General features: G+C 70.0%; 12 protein-coding genes. 10 read left to right on the forward strand and 2 right to left on the reverse strand.

Annotation, left to right across the window (positions count from 1 at the left end; all coding sequences use genetic code 11):
- The first annotated feature begins 20 nt into the window (after positions 1-20).
- The 10 genes from ACOJUJ_RS11985 to ACOJUJ_RS12030 all read left to right on the forward strand — a co-directional run bounded on the left by ACOJUJ_RS11985 (position 21) and on the right by ACOJUJ_RS12030 (position 13,195).
- Positions 21-1,097 (forward strand): LLM class flavin-dependent oxidoreductase, encoded by a 1,077-nt coding sequence (locus tag ACOJUJ_RS11985; protein ID WP_420127112.1) that lies wholly within the window; start codon positions 21-23, stop codon positions 1,095-1,097.
- Between the two features lie 362 nt (positions 1,098-1,459).
- On the forward strand, positions 1,460-2,584 hold the full coding sequence (locus tag ACOJUJ_RS11990; protein ID WP_420127113.1) for an NAD(P)-binding domain-containing protein: 1,125 nt from the start codon (positions 1,460-1,462) through the stop codon (positions 2,582-2,584).
- A 948-nt stretch (positions 2,585-3,532) separates the two neighbouring features.
- Complete coding sequence (locus ACOJUJ_RS11995) at positions 3,533-4,330, forward strand: hypothetical protein (RefSeq protein WP_420127114.1); 798 nt, start codon at positions 3,533-3,535, stop codon at positions 4,328-4,330.
- Positions 4,287-5,711, forward strand: coding sequence for an asparagine synthetase B family protein (locus ACOJUJ_RS12000; RefSeq protein ID WP_420127115.1), 1,425 nt, complete (start codon positions 4,287-4,289; stop codon positions 5,709-5,711). Before ACOJUJ_RS11995 ends, ACOJUJ_RS12000 begins: the two co-directional genes overlap by 44 nt.
- 52 nt (positions 5,712-5,763) lie before the next feature.
- Entirely contained in the window at positions 5,764-6,912 is a 1,149-nt protein-coding gene (locus tag ACOJUJ_RS12005) for a hypothetical protein (RefSeq protein ID WP_420127116.1), read from the forward strand.
- Between the two features lie 80 nt (positions 6,913-6,992).
- A complete protein-coding gene (locus tag ACOJUJ_RS12010) occupies positions 6,993-8,147 on the forward strand; it encodes a hypothetical protein (protein WP_420127117.1) in 1,155 nt (384 codons plus the stop codon).
- Positions 8,144-9,817 (forward strand): asparagine synthetase B family protein, encoded by a 1,674-nt coding sequence (locus ACOJUJ_RS12015; protein ID WP_420127118.1) that lies wholly within the window; start codon positions 8,144-8,146, stop codon positions 9,815-9,817. Before ACOJUJ_RS12010 ends, ACOJUJ_RS12015 begins: the two co-directional genes overlap by 4 nt.
- Before the next feature lie 404 nt (positions 9,818-10,221).
- Positions 10,222-10,920, forward strand: a complete 699-nt coding sequence (locus tag ACOJUJ_RS12020) for a cupin domain-containing protein (RefSeq protein WP_420127119.1) — start codon at positions 10,222-10,224, stop codon at positions 10,918-10,920.
- 344 nt (positions 10,921-11,264) lie between these two features.
- A complete protein-coding gene (locus tag ACOJUJ_RS12025; protein WP_420127120.1) occupies positions 11,265-11,732 on the forward strand; it encodes an SET domain-containing protein in 468 nt (155 codons plus the stop codon).
- Between the two features lie 146 nt (positions 11,733-11,878).
- Positions 11,879-13,195, forward strand: a complete 1,317-nt coding sequence (locus tag ACOJUJ_RS12030) for a hypothetical protein (protein ID WP_420127121.1) — start codon at positions 11,879-11,881, stop codon at positions 13,193-13,195.
- Between the two features lie 359 nt (positions 13,196-13,554).
- On the opposite strand, the gene ACOJUJ_RS12035 is transcribed toward ACOJUJ_RS12030, so the two are convergent.
- Positions 13,555-13,959 (reverse strand): hypothetical protein, encoded by a 405-nt coding sequence (locus ACOJUJ_RS12035; RefSeq protein ID WP_420127122.1) that lies wholly within the window; start codon positions 13,957-13,959, stop codon positions 13,555-13,557.
- Positions 13,956-14,531, reverse strand: a complete 576-nt coding sequence (locus ACOJUJ_RS12040; protein WP_420127123.1) for an RNA polymerase sigma factor — start codon at positions 14,529-14,531, stop codon at positions 13,956-13,958. Before ACOJUJ_RS12040 ends, ACOJUJ_RS12035 begins: the two co-directional genes overlap by 4 nt.
- Positions 14,532-14,625: the final 94 nt, after the last annotated feature.

The raw sequence follows: 14,625 nt of genomic DNA on the forward strand, positions 1-14,625 counted from the left end.
TTTTTGAGGACATCGACATCATGAATACGCACCTGGAACTGGGACTCGACACCTTTGGCGACGTCACCCGCACCGCGGACGGAAGCGCCGTCCCGCACGCGCAGGTGATCCGCGACGTGATCGCGGAGGCCGTGCTGGCCGACCGGCTGGGCGTCGACTTCATCGGCGTGGGGGAGCATCACCGGGAAGATTTCGCCATCTCCGCGCCCGAGGTGCTGCTGGCCGCCATCGCCGGGCAGACGGAGCGCATCCGCCTGGGCTCGGCCGTTACCGTGCTCAGCTCCGACGATCCGATCCGCGTGTTCCAGCGGTTCTCCACGCTGGACGCGGCGTCCGGGGGACGGGCGGAGGTCATCCTGGGGCGGGGCTCGTTCACCGAGTCGTTTCCGCTTTTCGGCTACTCGCTGGACCAGTACGGCACGCTGTTCGAGGAAAAGCTGGACCTTTTTGCCGCCATCCTGGAGCAGGACCGCACGGGCGAAGGCCTTACGTGGCGCGGCGCCACGCGGCCGCCGCTGGCCAACCAGCGCGTGTTCCCCGCGACGGGGCACGGCGGGCTCAAGGTGTGGATCGGCGTAGGGGGCAGCCCGGAGTCGGTGGTGCGGGCGGCGCGGTACGGAATGCCGCTTACGCTCGCCATCATCGGTGGCGATCCGCGCCGCTTTGCGCCGTACGTGGACCTGTTCCACCGGGCGCTGGGGGAGCTTGGAACGCCGCGGCTTCCCGTCGGTGTGCACTCCCCCGGCCACGTGGCCGAGACGGACACGCAGGCGCGCGAGGAGCTGTGGCTGCCGTATCGCGAGATGCGCGACCGTATCGGGGCCGAGCGCGGGTGGCCGCCCACCAGCCGCGCGGAGTTCGAGCGCGAGATCGAGGTGGGCTCGCTGTACGTGGGGTCGCCGGAGACCGTGGCGCGCAAGATCGCCGCGACGGCGCAGGCGCTGGGGATCGACCGCTTCGACATGAAGTACAGCGCGGGCACGCTGGCGCACGGGATCATGATGCGCAGCATCGAGCTTTACGGCCGCGAAGTCATCCCGCGCGTGCGAGAGCTGATGGCCGCCGAAGGCGGGGCGGACCCGGCGAAAGCGGCCTGAGCCTGGATCCTCTCCGTAATCAGTCATCCTGAGGGAGGCGCCGCTCCACAAACTGCTGTCACGCAAAGGGTTGGCGCCGACCGAAGGACCTTGTCTGCCTGGCTGAGGGGCCTGAACGGCTCCCGATGCTGGGCTTGGCGCGACCCGACAAAGATCCTTCGGTCGCGCGCAAGGTTTTGTGGTTGTGAAAGTTACGGGTGTGCGCTCCCTCAGGATGACAGTGGGCGTCCGGTGGCAGCTGGTGTGGCTTGGCGACGCCCTGTGAGCCGATCTGTCGTCAGTAATGCGCACCCGCCGGGCTTTCCGGCGGGTGCGCTACGGCCTTTCCTTTCATCCTCAGCGCGTACGCCGGTCTGACTCGAATGGAATCCACCTCCTCCCCGGTCCCGGCGCGGCACGGCCCTCGTGCAGGGCTGGCGCTCAAGACGGAGATCGTGGTCATCGGCGCGGGGCAGGCGGGGCTCTCCGCCGCGTACCATCTCACGAAGCGCGGGCTGGCGCCACATCGCGGCTTCGTGGTGCTGGACCGGTCGCCCGCACCGGGGGGCGCCTGGCAGTTCCGGTGGCCGTCGCTGACGCTGAGCACGGTGAACCGCGTCCACGACCTTCCCGGAATGCGCTTTTCCGAGGCGGTGGACACCACGGACTCCCAGGTGCAGGCCAGCAGCGCGGTGCCCCGCTACTTTGCCGCGTACGAAAAGGCGTTCGGCCTTCCCGTCTACCGGCCCATGACGGCCACGGTGGTCTGCGACCGCGACGGGCGGCTGCGTGTGGAGACGGACCGCATCCAGCTGTCGGCGCGCGGGATCATCAACGCCACGGGCACCTGGGAATCGCCGTACATCCCGGAGTACCCGGGCGCGGACCGGTTTCGCGGACGACAGCTTCACACAAAGGACTACCGCACCGCCGGCGAGTTCGCCGGGCGGCACGTGGTGGTGGTCGGCGCCGGGATCTCGGCGATCCAGCTGCTGGACGAGGTCTCGCGCGTCACCACCACCACGTGGGTTACGCGCCGCCCGCCCGAGTTCCGCGCGGGCCCGTTCGACGAGGGCGCGGGCCGCGCCGCGGTGGCGATGGTGGAGGAACGGGTGCGCCGCGGCCTTCCGCCCTCGTCCGTCGTCTCGGTGACGGGGCTACCCGATACGCCGGCCGTCCAGGCGATGCGCGCGCGCGGCGTTCTGAACCGCCTGCCGATGTTCAGCGAGATCACGGATGAGGGTGTGCGGTGGCCCGACGGCACCGAGCTGCGCGCCGACGTCATCCTCTGGTGCACCGGCTTTCGAAGCTCGCTGGATCACCTTGCGCCGCTCATGCTGCGCGAGGAGGGCGGGGGGATCACCATGACTGGCCGGCTCGCCACGCAGGTGGCCAGGGATCCGCGCATCCACCTGGTGGGCTACGGTCCTTCTGCCTCCACCATCGGCGCCAACCGGGCAGGCAGGGCCGCCGCGGACGAGCTGACCGCGTTCCTCGGCCTCGGCTGAGCCTTTAGAACGTGTCGCCCAACCTCGCCTGCCGCCAACGGAGGCGCGGTGTCATCCTGAGGGAGCGCACACCCCTAACTTGCACAAACACAAAAGCTTGCGCGCGACCGAAGGATCTTTGTCGGGTCGCGCGAGGCCCAGCCATCGGGAGCCGTTCAAGTCCCTGACTCACCCGGAAAGGTCGTTCGGTCGGCGCCAAAGTCGTTCGTACAAAACGCGACGCCCCCTTGATGATAGAGTGGGCCGACGGTTCGCCAGATCGCGCATCAGGTGGTGCGATCGATGTGCTTCGATGCGCTGCGGACATCATCCACCGATCCACATCCCTCGTAACGGATCCCCCCCTCGCGCCGATCGAATGATTGCCACAGAGTCGTACCCATTCCCATCCACCCGGCATCCATCCCGCCGATGCCGTGCAGAAACCAGAGGACGCCCCACCTGATGCGCATCTTTTTCGATGTCCCCATCCCGCGCGGATGCGGAGATGGCGGGAATGGTGTTCCTCCAAAAAACGCGGATGGCCCCCTGCCGCATTCCATCTGCTTCCCGTTCCCGAAACTCTCACAAAAGATCGCGTCTCATTGACCGCCTCCATCTCCACCGACACCTGGGAATCCCGCGCCCAGAGATCAGAAGAAACGCCACGTAAAACTCTGCTAACTCTGGTGACTCTGCGTGAGACCCATTCTGTTGTCGCGCGCGATGAGCTCGGCGGAAAACGCCACGTAAAACTCCGTTGACTCCGTTGACTCCGTGTGAGACCTATCTTTTCCAGAGCCGGACGCGCGGTGTGCAACGATGCGGTAACGGGCAACTGGCCGCCGACACTTCCGCCGCGCACCGAACGTACGAGTGCGCGCCGGGCGGGCTGGTCCCGCTCCCGGCCGGCGGGTAGATTGACCGCGAAACGCCCGCCGTTCCAGCGCACCCGGATGGAACCGCCCCATGCCCCGACGCTACGACGACCTTACGCCGGAAGAGCTGCCGGAGGTGCTGCGCGAGGCTGTCCGCCGGCAGGAGGTGGACGAGCGCGAGCGCGAGGTGCGGCAGGACCGCGAAAGCTACGCGCAGGCGGCCGAAGAGCTGGGGATCTCACGCACCCAGCTGGAGCGCGCCGCCGCCGACACGCACGCGGCGACCGTGGCGCGCATCCGCCGCGGCCGGCGCATCCGCAACACCGTCGCCGGCGCGGTGGCGGCCGTCCTGCTGGCGGCCGGCGCCTACCGCGTCGCCAACCCACCGCCCCCGGACCCCGTCACCTACACCTTCCAGAACGACGCGCAGGTCTGGTCCGGCGACTTCAACGGCCGCTCCACGGGGAGCGCGCGGCAGGAGGGCGGGCGTGGCGTGATCGTCGTCGAGCGCTTTGTGGCGGAGGATGACGGGCGCTACTGGGCCAACCTCAACACCGCCTCCGTCCCCGCGTCGCTGGACGGGCACGAGACGGTCACGCTGCGCATCCGCGGCGACGGCGGGCTGGGCAACGCACGCGTCTTCATCGAGAACGGGCCCACGGAGCGCTGGCGCTCGCCCGACATCCCCGTCGAGACGGAGTGGCACACCCTGACGTTCCGGCTGGACCAGTTCGAGCACCAGACCCGCGCCGACTCGCGCTCTCCCTGGCGTACCACACGCGGCGGCGAGCCCGGCACGGTGACGGGCATCTCCCTCAAGGTCGGCCACCCCTTCAACCCCACGAATGCCCGAGGCCGCGTCGAGGTGGACGACCTCCGGATCGAGTAGCGGGGCCCCCCGCGTCGCTCCGGACCAGGCGCTCGATCCCTTCGGCGCGCACGCGGTCTACGCGCTGCGCCTGGACGGGCGCGCGCACACCGCCGCCGATCCGCGCGCGCTGCGCCACCTTCCCGGCGCGCCGCGGGGTGTGGACCCGGCCGCGCTGCACGGCTACCTCTGCTTCTCCCACCCTCCCGATCCGCGCACGCTCTTCGCCGGAGTCGAGCGCGTCCCGGCGCCCGCGCCGTGGGCGGAGCGCCCCGCGCCCGCGGACGAGGGGTCCGCCGTCCGCACGCTGCGCGCACTCCTCGCCGCGTCGGTGGCGCGGATGCTGGGGGCGGAACGCGACGTGGGCGTCTACCTTTCCGGCGGGCTGGACAGCAGCCTGGTCGCGGCGCTGCTGGCCCGCGCCGGCGCTCGGGTCCACCTGTTCTCGCTCGACTTTGGCGCGCCGTGGGACGCGGAGCTGGAGCACGCGCGGGCCGTCGCCGACCATCTGGGCCGCCCGCTGCACCGCGTCCGCGCCCGCCCGCGCGACGTCAGCCGCGCGCTGGAGCCGACGGCGGCGGCGCTGCATCAGCCGTTCGGGGACCCCGTCACCGTCCCCCTTTTTCTCCTTGGCCAGGCGGCGCGCGACCACGTGGCCAGCGTCTTCAACGGCGAGGGCGGGGACCAGCTGTTCGGGGGATGGGCGACCAAGCCCATGCTGGCGGCCGAGGCGTACGGCGGGGCAGGGTACAGCCGCGAGGCCGCGTACCTGGCCACCTACCACCGCTTTTACGGCGTGGAGGACCAGCTGCTGACCCCGGCGGCGCGGGCGGCGATCGGGACGATGGACGCCGGGGCGTGGCTGCGGCCGGCGCTGGACGCGCCCGGTCTGCCCACGCTGCTGCACCGCCTGCGCGCGGCCAACCTCCGGCTCAAGGGCGCGCAGAACATCGCCCCGCGCATGGCGCAGCTGGCGGCGGTGCACGGGCTGCAGGCGCGCGCACCCTTCTTCGACACGGCGCTGGCGGAGTGGACGTTCACGCTCCCCGCGGACTTCTTTCTCCGCGGCGCCAGCGAAAAGCACCTGCTCAAGCGCGCGGCCCAGGGGCTGCTTCCCCCCGTGCTCATCGACCGGCCCAAGCGGGGGATGGGCGTCCCAGCGACGGAGTGGCTGCGCGGCTGGATGAGTCCGCTGCGGTGGGAGGCGGCCCGGCGCCTCTCCGCGCGGCGGCTGCGGCGCGACGGGTGGTTCCGGCCCGAGTACGTGGCCGCCCTGCGCCGCGGCGACGATCATCCGGGGGAGACGCGCCGCCGCCGCGCCGGCGAAAAGCTGTGGGCACTGCTGATGCTGCACCTGTGGCTCGACGCGCAGGATCCCCCGCTGGACTGGCGGATCTCGTGACCCCTGTTCTCCGCGGCCCAACCTCCGCATCCTCCCCCCATCGGCCGATCGCATGAAGTGCATTCACTGTGGGACGGACTCCAAGCTGCGCGAGCGGACGGACAAGCGCTGTCCCAGGTGCCACAACCGCTTCGCCTTTGAGCCCACCACCGATCCGCACCAGGTTACCGACGGCCAGTTCAAGAACGCCATCGACCGCGTCTCCGGCTCCGGCAAGGTGCAGTTCACCGAGCGGGAGCTGTGGTACGAGTTCAACCGGCGGTGGATGCACCCCGGCTTCTGGCGCAGCCCCTACGGTGTGCTGCCGGTCGCGGGCGCCGGGCCGGGTGTGCTCGCCTTGCTGGACGTCATCCACGTGGCGGTGTTTCCCCTGGCGCTGATCTGCTTTGGCGTGGCGGCCGGGCTGGGCGCGGGCGCCGCGTTGAGCGGGCTGGCCAACCGCCGCGCGCCCCGTCCGCCCCGCCCGCCCCGCATTCGCCTGGACGATTTCGAGCGGCTGTACCTGCGGCGCTGGCGCGAGGTGCACGGCGACGTGCCGGGGCTGCTCCCCGCGCGCGAGGCGGCGCTCCCCGCCATGCCCACCGAGGTGCGCGCGGACGTGGCCGCGTTCTCGTTTGACCGCGCGGTGGTCACGGATACGTGGGAAACGGCGCAGATGCTGGTGGCCAACCGCTTTCACTTCGAGCACAACTGCGCCGTGCTCAGCCGAGACGGCTATCCGGACGGCATCGCGGACACGGTGAAGGAGATGCTGCGCCGCAATCCGCGCCTGACCGTCTTTGCCCTGCACGACGCCACCCCCGGCGGGTGCCTGCTCCCGCTGACGCTGCGCGACGCGGAGTGGTTTCCGGACCCGGCGGTCCGCATCGTGGACCTGGGGCTGCGGCCGTCGACGGCGAGGCGCATGCGCGTTCCGGCGCTGGCCGGCGGGCCCACGCAGCCGCCGCCGCGGCTGGGGGAGCTCCTTCCGGCGGAGGACGTGGCATGGCTGGCGGAGGGGCACCGGGCGGAACTGGCCGCCCTGCGCCCCGAGCAGGTGCTGCGCGCCGCCTACCAGGGGATCGTGGCCGCCGGACCCAACGACGGCTCCGGCGGCGGCTCGGACGGCGGTGGGGGAGACACGTACTACGGCGGCGGGATCATCTGGGTGGGCGACATGAGCCCGGGTGTCGACACGGCCGGCGTGGACGGGTTCGGATGAGCGCGTTCGCGGCGCTTGCCCGTGCATTCGCCGCAGCGCTCGCGTCGTCATCTTCATTCAACCCGGATTGATCCGAACGCATGCAGTGCATCCAGTGCGGGACGCATTCCAGGCTCCGCGAGCGGAAGGACGGGCGCTGTGCAAAGTGCCAGCACCGGTTCGTCTTCGAGCCCACGACCGATCCGTCCTGGATCACGGACCTGCAGTTCAAGCGCGCCGTCGGCCGTGTCTCGGGAGACGGCACGGTGCGGTTCACCGCGCGCAACCTGTGGTACGAGGTGCACCGGCGCTGGGCGTTGCGTGGCGTGGTGCGCCAGCCGGCCTCCCTTTTCTGGGCCGCGGTGGCGGGCGCGGTCGTGGGCGCGCTTCCGCTCGTCATGCTGGCGAAGCTTTTTGCCGTTCCCGCGCTGTACTGGCTGTCGGCCGTGGGCGCCGTGGGCATGGGCGCCCTGACCGTGTATGCCAACTGGCGCGCCAACACGGCGCCGCCGTTTAAACACGGCCCTCCCAGCATGCGGTTCGAAGTGTTTCAGAAGCAGCACCTGCCGCGCTGGATCGAGGTGAACGGCCCCATCCCCGGGCTCCTTCCGCCGCGTGAGGAGGCGGCCGCCGTCATGCCCAGGCAGGTGCCGCCGGACGTGGCCGCCTTTTCCTTCGACCGCGCCCTGGTGACGGACCGGTGGGAGACGGCGGCGATGCTGGTGGCCAACCGCTTTCACTTCGAGCACAACTGCGCCGTGCTGAGCGTGGACGGCTACCCCGACGGCATCGCCGACACCATCAAGGAGATGCTGCGCCGCAACCCGCGCCTGACCGTGTTCGCGCTGCACGACGCCAGCCTGGCCGGGTGCCATCTTCCCTTCGTGCTGCGCGAGCCGGCGTGGTTTCCCGACCCGCGGGTGCGCATCGTGGACCTGGGGCTGCGCCCGGAGATCGCCAAGCGCCTGCGCCTTCCCGAGCTCCAGGGCTCGTCGGCGTTCCGCCCGCCGGAGCTGATGGAAAGCCTGTCGCCGGAGGACCAGCAGTGGCTCACCGAAGGCCACTCGTCCGAGCTCGCCGCCCTGCGTCCCACGCAGCTGATGCGCGCCGCCTACAAGGGGATCGTGGCCGCCGGGCCCCATGACGGCTCCGTCGGCATCCCGGCGACCGCCGGCGCCCTGTACGGTGGCGGGATGATCTGGATCGGAGACCCGGCCGGCGGCGCCGACACCGCCGCGGTGGACGGGTTCGGATGAGCGCGTTCGCGGGTGTCTTCGGCGGGCCCGATCCGGCCGCCGCGCTCCGGCGCCCGGGCTTCGATCCCGCGTGGAGCGAGGGAGGGCTGGCGCTGGCCGGGGCGGTGGAGCAGGCACCGGACGGCGGATGGATCGCGTGCGGCGACGTCGTCCTGGACAACGCGGGGGAGTTGCGGCGGGCGCTGGATCTGCCCGGCGCGTCGCCGCTGGCGCTGCTGGCGGCGCTGGTGCGCAGGGACGGTGCAGACGCCGGCCGCCATGCGCTGGGGATGTACGCCGCCGCCGTGTGGCTCCCCGCCGAGCGCCGCCTATGGCTGCTGCGCGACGGCGCGGGCGCGCGGACGCTGTACTTCGCAGGAGACGTGACGCGCGGGTGGAGCTTCGCCTCGTCGCCACGCGCGCTGCGGCGGGCGGCTGGCGTCTCCGGCGAGGTCGACCTGGTCGCGCTGCGCGACTATTTGACCTGCGCCTTCGTTCCCGGTGAGCGGACGATGTGGCGCGGCGTGGCGGAACTGCGGCCGGGGACGGCGCTGTCGCTCCCCGACGGCGGCGCGCACGTCTTCTGGGAGCCGACGGAGCGGATCGAGGACGCGGACGCGCCGCTGGAGGCGCATGCGGCGCGGTTGCGCGACCTGATCGACGACGCGGTGCGAGTGCGGTTGCCGGCGTCCGGACCCGTGGGCGTGTACCTTTCCGGCGGGGTGGACAGCAGCCTGGTGACGGCGCTGGCGGCGCGGATGGCGCCGGGGCCGGTGCATACCTTTTCGCTGCACTTCGGCGGATCGTTCGCCAACGAGCTGGCCTGGTCGTCCCTCGTCGCGCGGCACTGCGGGACGCAGCACCACGTGCTGGAGTTTCCCGCGTCCGTCATCCAGAAGCACCTGCCGGAAAGCCTTGCCGCGCTGGACGATCCCATCGGCGATCCGCTCACCACGCCCAACCTGCTCATCGGCCGGGCGGCGGCGGGGGTGACGGGGACCATCCTGAACGGCGAGGGAGGCGACCCCAGCTTTGGCGGCCCCAAGAACACGCCGATGCTGCTGCACGCGCTCTACGGCGGCGCGGACGACCTGACGACGGCGTACCTGCGCTCCTTTGGCAAGTGCTGGGACGACCTGCCGTCGCTGCTGACGGCGGACGTGCAGGCGGCGCTGCGAGACGGGCCGCCGGCGGGGTGGTGGTTCGCCCCGCGGCTGGTGGACGGGGGGATGCGGCACTTTCTCAACCGGCTGCTGGACGTGAACGTGCGCTTCAAGGGCGCCGACCACATCCTCACCAAGGTGGCCAACCTGACGTCGGCGAACGGCTTGCTGGGCCGCTCGCCGCTGGCGGACCGCCGCGTGATCGATGCCAGCTTCGCCATCCCGCCGGAGCACAAGCTGGCGGGCACGGTGGAAAAGGCGGTGCTCAAGGCCGCGGTGTCCGACCTGCTTCCCGTCGAGGTGGTCCATCGCCCCAAGAGCGGGATGCTGGTCCCCGTTCAGGCCTGGTTCCAGAACGAGCTGCGCTCCTACGCCCGCGCCATGCTGCTGGACCGCAACGCGCGCACGCGGTCGTATTTCGACCCGCGGACGGTAAAGGAGTGGCTGGATACGCCCAGGGCCCCCAAGCGCGGCGTAAAGCTCTGGCTGCTGCTGACGATGGAAGTGTGGCTGCGGGCCAACGAGTGATAGGTCCTTCGGTCGCGCACTACCTGCAGTGCGGTCGAACGGTTTCGGGCGGCGCTCCCTCGGAGGATGTTGAAAAACCTCGACCCCCAGTCATCCTGAGGGAGGCGCCGCTCCGCAATCTGCTGACGCACAACCCTTTGGCGCCGACCGAAGGACCTTGCCCGCAGAACCAGGAGCCTTGAACGGCTGTCGAGGGCTGGCCCACCGCGACCCGATAATGATCCTTCGGTCGCGCGCAAACTCTGGTGATTACGAACGTTGCGGGTGTGCGCTCGCTCGGGATGACACCGCCCTTCTGTGGGGACATCCAAGATTCTCAACACCCTCTCAGCCTCAGCCCCCGGAAGCCAGTGCTTCGGCACGAGTTGACTACATCCTCTGTGACACGGATAACGACGACTACGATGAGCGACTTCGTTCCTCTGGACATCGAAAGCGGCCTGCTGGTGGACCTGGCGGATGACGCCTATCCCACACGCGTCTACGGCTGGCGCGGTGAGGCGCTGGCGCTGGAGGCGGACGCCACGCACTACGGGATGGCGGTGGAGGACGGCGGCACGCTGCAGACGGCGGCCGGCCGGTTCGAACTGCGCACGGGGATGTTCTTCGTGGTGCCCGGCACGGCGACCGTGCGCGGCGGGGCGGGGATGGTGATCTCGCGGCTGGGGTATCGCGGCCTGTTTCAGCTGGGCGGGCCCGTGGAGGCCGCCGGGCGCCTGCGCTACATCGACGGGTGCTCCGACACGCTGCTGGTGTGTCCGCCGGTGCTGGGCGAGCCATGCCTGAACCACCTGCACATGCCGCCGGGCACCGACCAGACGGCGCACACGCACCCCTCCGAGCGCATCGGCGTGATTGTGCGCGGGACGGGCGAGTGCCGCACGCCGGGCGGCACCTTTGCGCTGCGGCCGGGGATGGGGTGGCGCATCCCCACCGGCGTGCTGCACTCGTTCTTTACCCGCGGCGAGGCGGTGGACGTGCTGGCGTGGCACCCCGACAGCGACTTTGGCCCCACGCACGACCATCATCCCATGGTCAACCGCACGATCGTCGACGGCGTCTCCGCCGCGCACATCGGCGAGATCCGCACGGCGGAGGTATGAGCGGCGTGGCGGCGGGATGAAAGTGTTGATACACAAGCCTGAGGAACACCTGTCATTCTGAGGGAGCGCCCACCTCGAAGCCGGAGCATCTCGCTGGACCGTGCAGCGCGACCGAAGAATCTCCTTCCCCTCGCGCGGAGCCCTCACCGGGCAACGCCCGGGAACCCCGTGCGAGGGGAAGGATTCTGCCGCCCATCGTAAAGATTCTTCGGTCGGCGCACCGGCTGCCGTGTGTTTCCGAACGCTCGCGGTGGGCGCCTTCCTCAGAATGACACGTTTGGCCGGACTCCGAAAAGAGCTGTCGCACCCTCCCGCGACGGCGGCGGGGGTGGTAGAATCGCCGGATGCGAAGACCCGTGCTTCCCGTCCGTCCGTATCTTTCCGTGCGGCGCTCCGGCATCCATGGCCGCGGCGTCTACGCCCGCGCGCCCATCGCCGCCGACACGCGCATCGTGGAGTACCGCGGCGAGCGCATCACCACCGCCGAGGCAGACCGCCGCTACCCAGACGACTTTTCCGCGCCACACCACACCTTTCTGTTCGCGGTGGATGACGAGACGATGATCGACGCCGCGTACGGGGGCAACCTGGCGCGGTGGATCAACCATTCCTGCGATCCCAACTGCGAGGTGGTGGAGGAGGATGGGCGGCTGTACATCGAAAGCATCCGCGACATCCAGCCGGGCGAGGAGCTGGCCTACGACTACAACTACATCCTCCCCCAGCGCCACACGGCAAAGATGAAGCGCCACTTTCCCTGTCACTGCGGCGCCCCGTCCTGTCGCGGCACCATCCTGGGCAACAAGCGCTGATCGTCCGGAAGAAACAGGTCTCACATGGAGGCGTGGAGACACGGAGGATGCTGCTCCGCGCCTCCGCGCCCTCCGCGTCTCCGCGTGAGATCTGCGGTTTTGTGGATTCGGAAGAGATTTCCTCGTAGCAATGAACGTGAGGTTGAGTGAAAAACCGCAGGCTGGTTTCGATCGATCTGGGCAGTGCCTACACCAAGGTGGCGATACGGAGGGACTGGAACGCCGAGTCGGACCTGCTTCGCGACCTGCCCCTTGCCTCGGACGAGGTGGACTTCTGCGTGCCCTCCGTCGTGGCGCGGGTAGAGGCGAAGGGCGATACGCGTTGGATGATCGGCGCGGACGCGGCGGCGCAGGCGCCGGGGGATGGGATCAGCATCTTTCGCTACTGGAAGGCCCGGCTGTTTGCCACCGGCTCGCCGGCGCAGGTGAGCCGCGACCAGATGGGGCAGTCTACCGAAGCGCACAGCAGCGAAGACTACGAGCTGATTGCCACCCAGTTCTTCCGCGGCCTGCGGGAGAGCCTGGAGCGCTCGCCGTACGGGGACGAGATTGCGTCCAGCGCGGTCCGCGTCTGCGTTCCCCGCATCGACGTGGCTGACATGGACGGCCGCGTGGGGCGCATCCTTGACGCGGCGGGATGGCGTCCGGCGCACGGCCGCGTGACGGTCTACGAGCCGGAATCCAACGCGTGCGGCATGTTTACGCGCGGGCGCAACGCGACCTGGTACCCCCCGGCGGCGCCGTTCACGCCCCGCGCGGGCCGCTCGCTGCACCTGATGAAGATGCTGGAGCCCGAAGGCCTGCTGCAGGCGCTGCGGCGCATGTCGGGGAGCTTTGGCGTGCTGGTGATCGACATCGGCGGGTTTACCACGGACCTGGGATACGTGCAGTTCGATACCAGCTTCAGCTCCAACGACTGGCATCGTCCCCAGATCGTCCAGCAGTCGTACGAGCTTGGCATCCGCGAGCTGGACCAGGCCATCTACGACAGCCTGGACGGGGACGCGCAGCGGGCGATCCGGCGGCTGTCTCCCAGCGAGTGGGATGCGCTGAAGGTGGACCTGTACCGCGGCGTGCCCGTCACCATCGCCGACGTTCGCGGCGGGCCGCGGCGGATCGGGGACGCGGAGAAGACGGTGGAGGCGCTGCGCCACTTTGCGGCTCGGCTCATCACGGTGCGTGACACCTTCCTTCGCGACCACGTGCGCGGGCCCATCAACGCGCAGACGCTTACGGGCGGCGGGTCGATGATCGCGCCGCTGCACGCCGCCGTGGTGCAGGCCCTGGCGACGGACGAAGAAGCTCGCGTGTACGACCTGCTGGACGAGCAGGAGCCTCGCCGGACGCTCGGCCAGCGCGGCGGCAACGTCCGGGAGCACGAGGTGGAGGCGCGGGCGCGGCGCAACCAGGAGCTGGTGCGCGGAGGGAGCGCCATCGGCGGAAGCAGCGTGTTCTTCGAGTGACCGAGGAATCTCCCTCCTCCTCACGCGGAACCCCTTCCGGGCAACGCCCGGGAACCCTCTCGGGACGGAAAGAACCGCCCGTTTCAGCATGAAGATTCTTCGGTCGGCGCCACGCTCCTGGGCAAACGGGGAGCACTGCGCGGCGCCTTCCTCACTCAGGGCGTCCCGAGGGCTGGGTCTCGCGCGACCCGACAAAGATCCTTCGGTCGCGCGCAAGCTTCTGTGGTTGCTGAAAGTTGCGGGCGTGCGCTCCCTCAGGATGACACTGTGCTTCTTGAGGAACAACTGAGGTTTCTCAACACCCTCTCAGAATGACAGTTTTGTCGGATCTGGCATAAGGCCCATTCTGTTGCGGACCGTCACATCGGCGTCAGCCCGGCGCGGCGCGCAAGGCGGTCGGCCACCGCGATCAAGGCGACGACGAGCGCAACGGCGGCGATGACGTGCAGGCCGGAGCTTTCGCCCGCCGGCCCCGCCACCCGCGTCAGCGCGCCCCCAAGCATTCCGATGACGACGGGAACGCCCATGGCGCACGCCACCAGCATGAGCACGGGCAGCACGTAGCGCTCAAACGGAGAGGCGCGCACGCGGGCGGGCATCAGCCGCGCGGCCATGGCCTCGGCGAAGTTCGCGGAGAGGCCGAATCCCTCGTCCTCGCGCAGCGCGGCGAACACCAGCTGGTAGGCCGCCTCGTCCACGTCCGCGGCCGTGCGCGCGTTTCCCCCGTCCAGCGCGGCCTGGATCTGCTCGTCCCGATCCATCATGCCGTCCCCTCCGGTCCGTAGCTGGCCATCAGCTTCTCCTTCAGCAGCTTGCGCGCGCGGAACAGGTGGCTTTTCACCGTTCCCTCAGGCAGGTCCATCACGGCCGCGATCTCGCCCACGGCCATCTCTTCCAGGTGATACAGCGTCACCACGGTGCGGTACTGCACCGGCAGCTCGTCCACCCGCGCCCGCACGAATGCGCGAAGCTGGGCGCCCTGGGCCTCGTCCAGCGGCGACGCCCACGCGCCGGGCAGCTGGTCGACGGACGCGCCGCCGGTCTCGTCGGCGCGCAGGTCGTCGTACAGCGGAATGCGGCGGCGCTCCAGGTGGTTCAGGCTGAGCCGGTACGCAATGCTTGCGATCCAGGTGCCCAGCGCCGACTCGAAGGCAAACTGGTCCAGCTTCTGGTACACGCGGACAAAGACGTCCTGGCACACCTCTTCGCGGTCGCGCGGGTCGCGGACGATGCGAAAGACGACGTGGCTTACCAGGCGCTGGTGCGCGTGCACCAGTTCCCGGAACGCGCCGCGGTCGCCCGAGAGCACGCGTGCCACCATCTCCCGATCGCTCATCTCCCGTTGGACAGGGTCATCGCGGGTTCGGTTGCAGGGAGGGGTTGATGCGGAGGTGGGATGTGCCGTGTGGCCGGTGCAGCGCGTGTAGATG

Origin of the sequence: Longimicrobium sp. (genome assembly GCF_048594345.1) — a bacterium.
Lineage (GTDB): Bacteria > Gemmatimonadota > Gemmatimonadetes > Longimicrobiales > Longimicrobiaceae > Longimicrobium.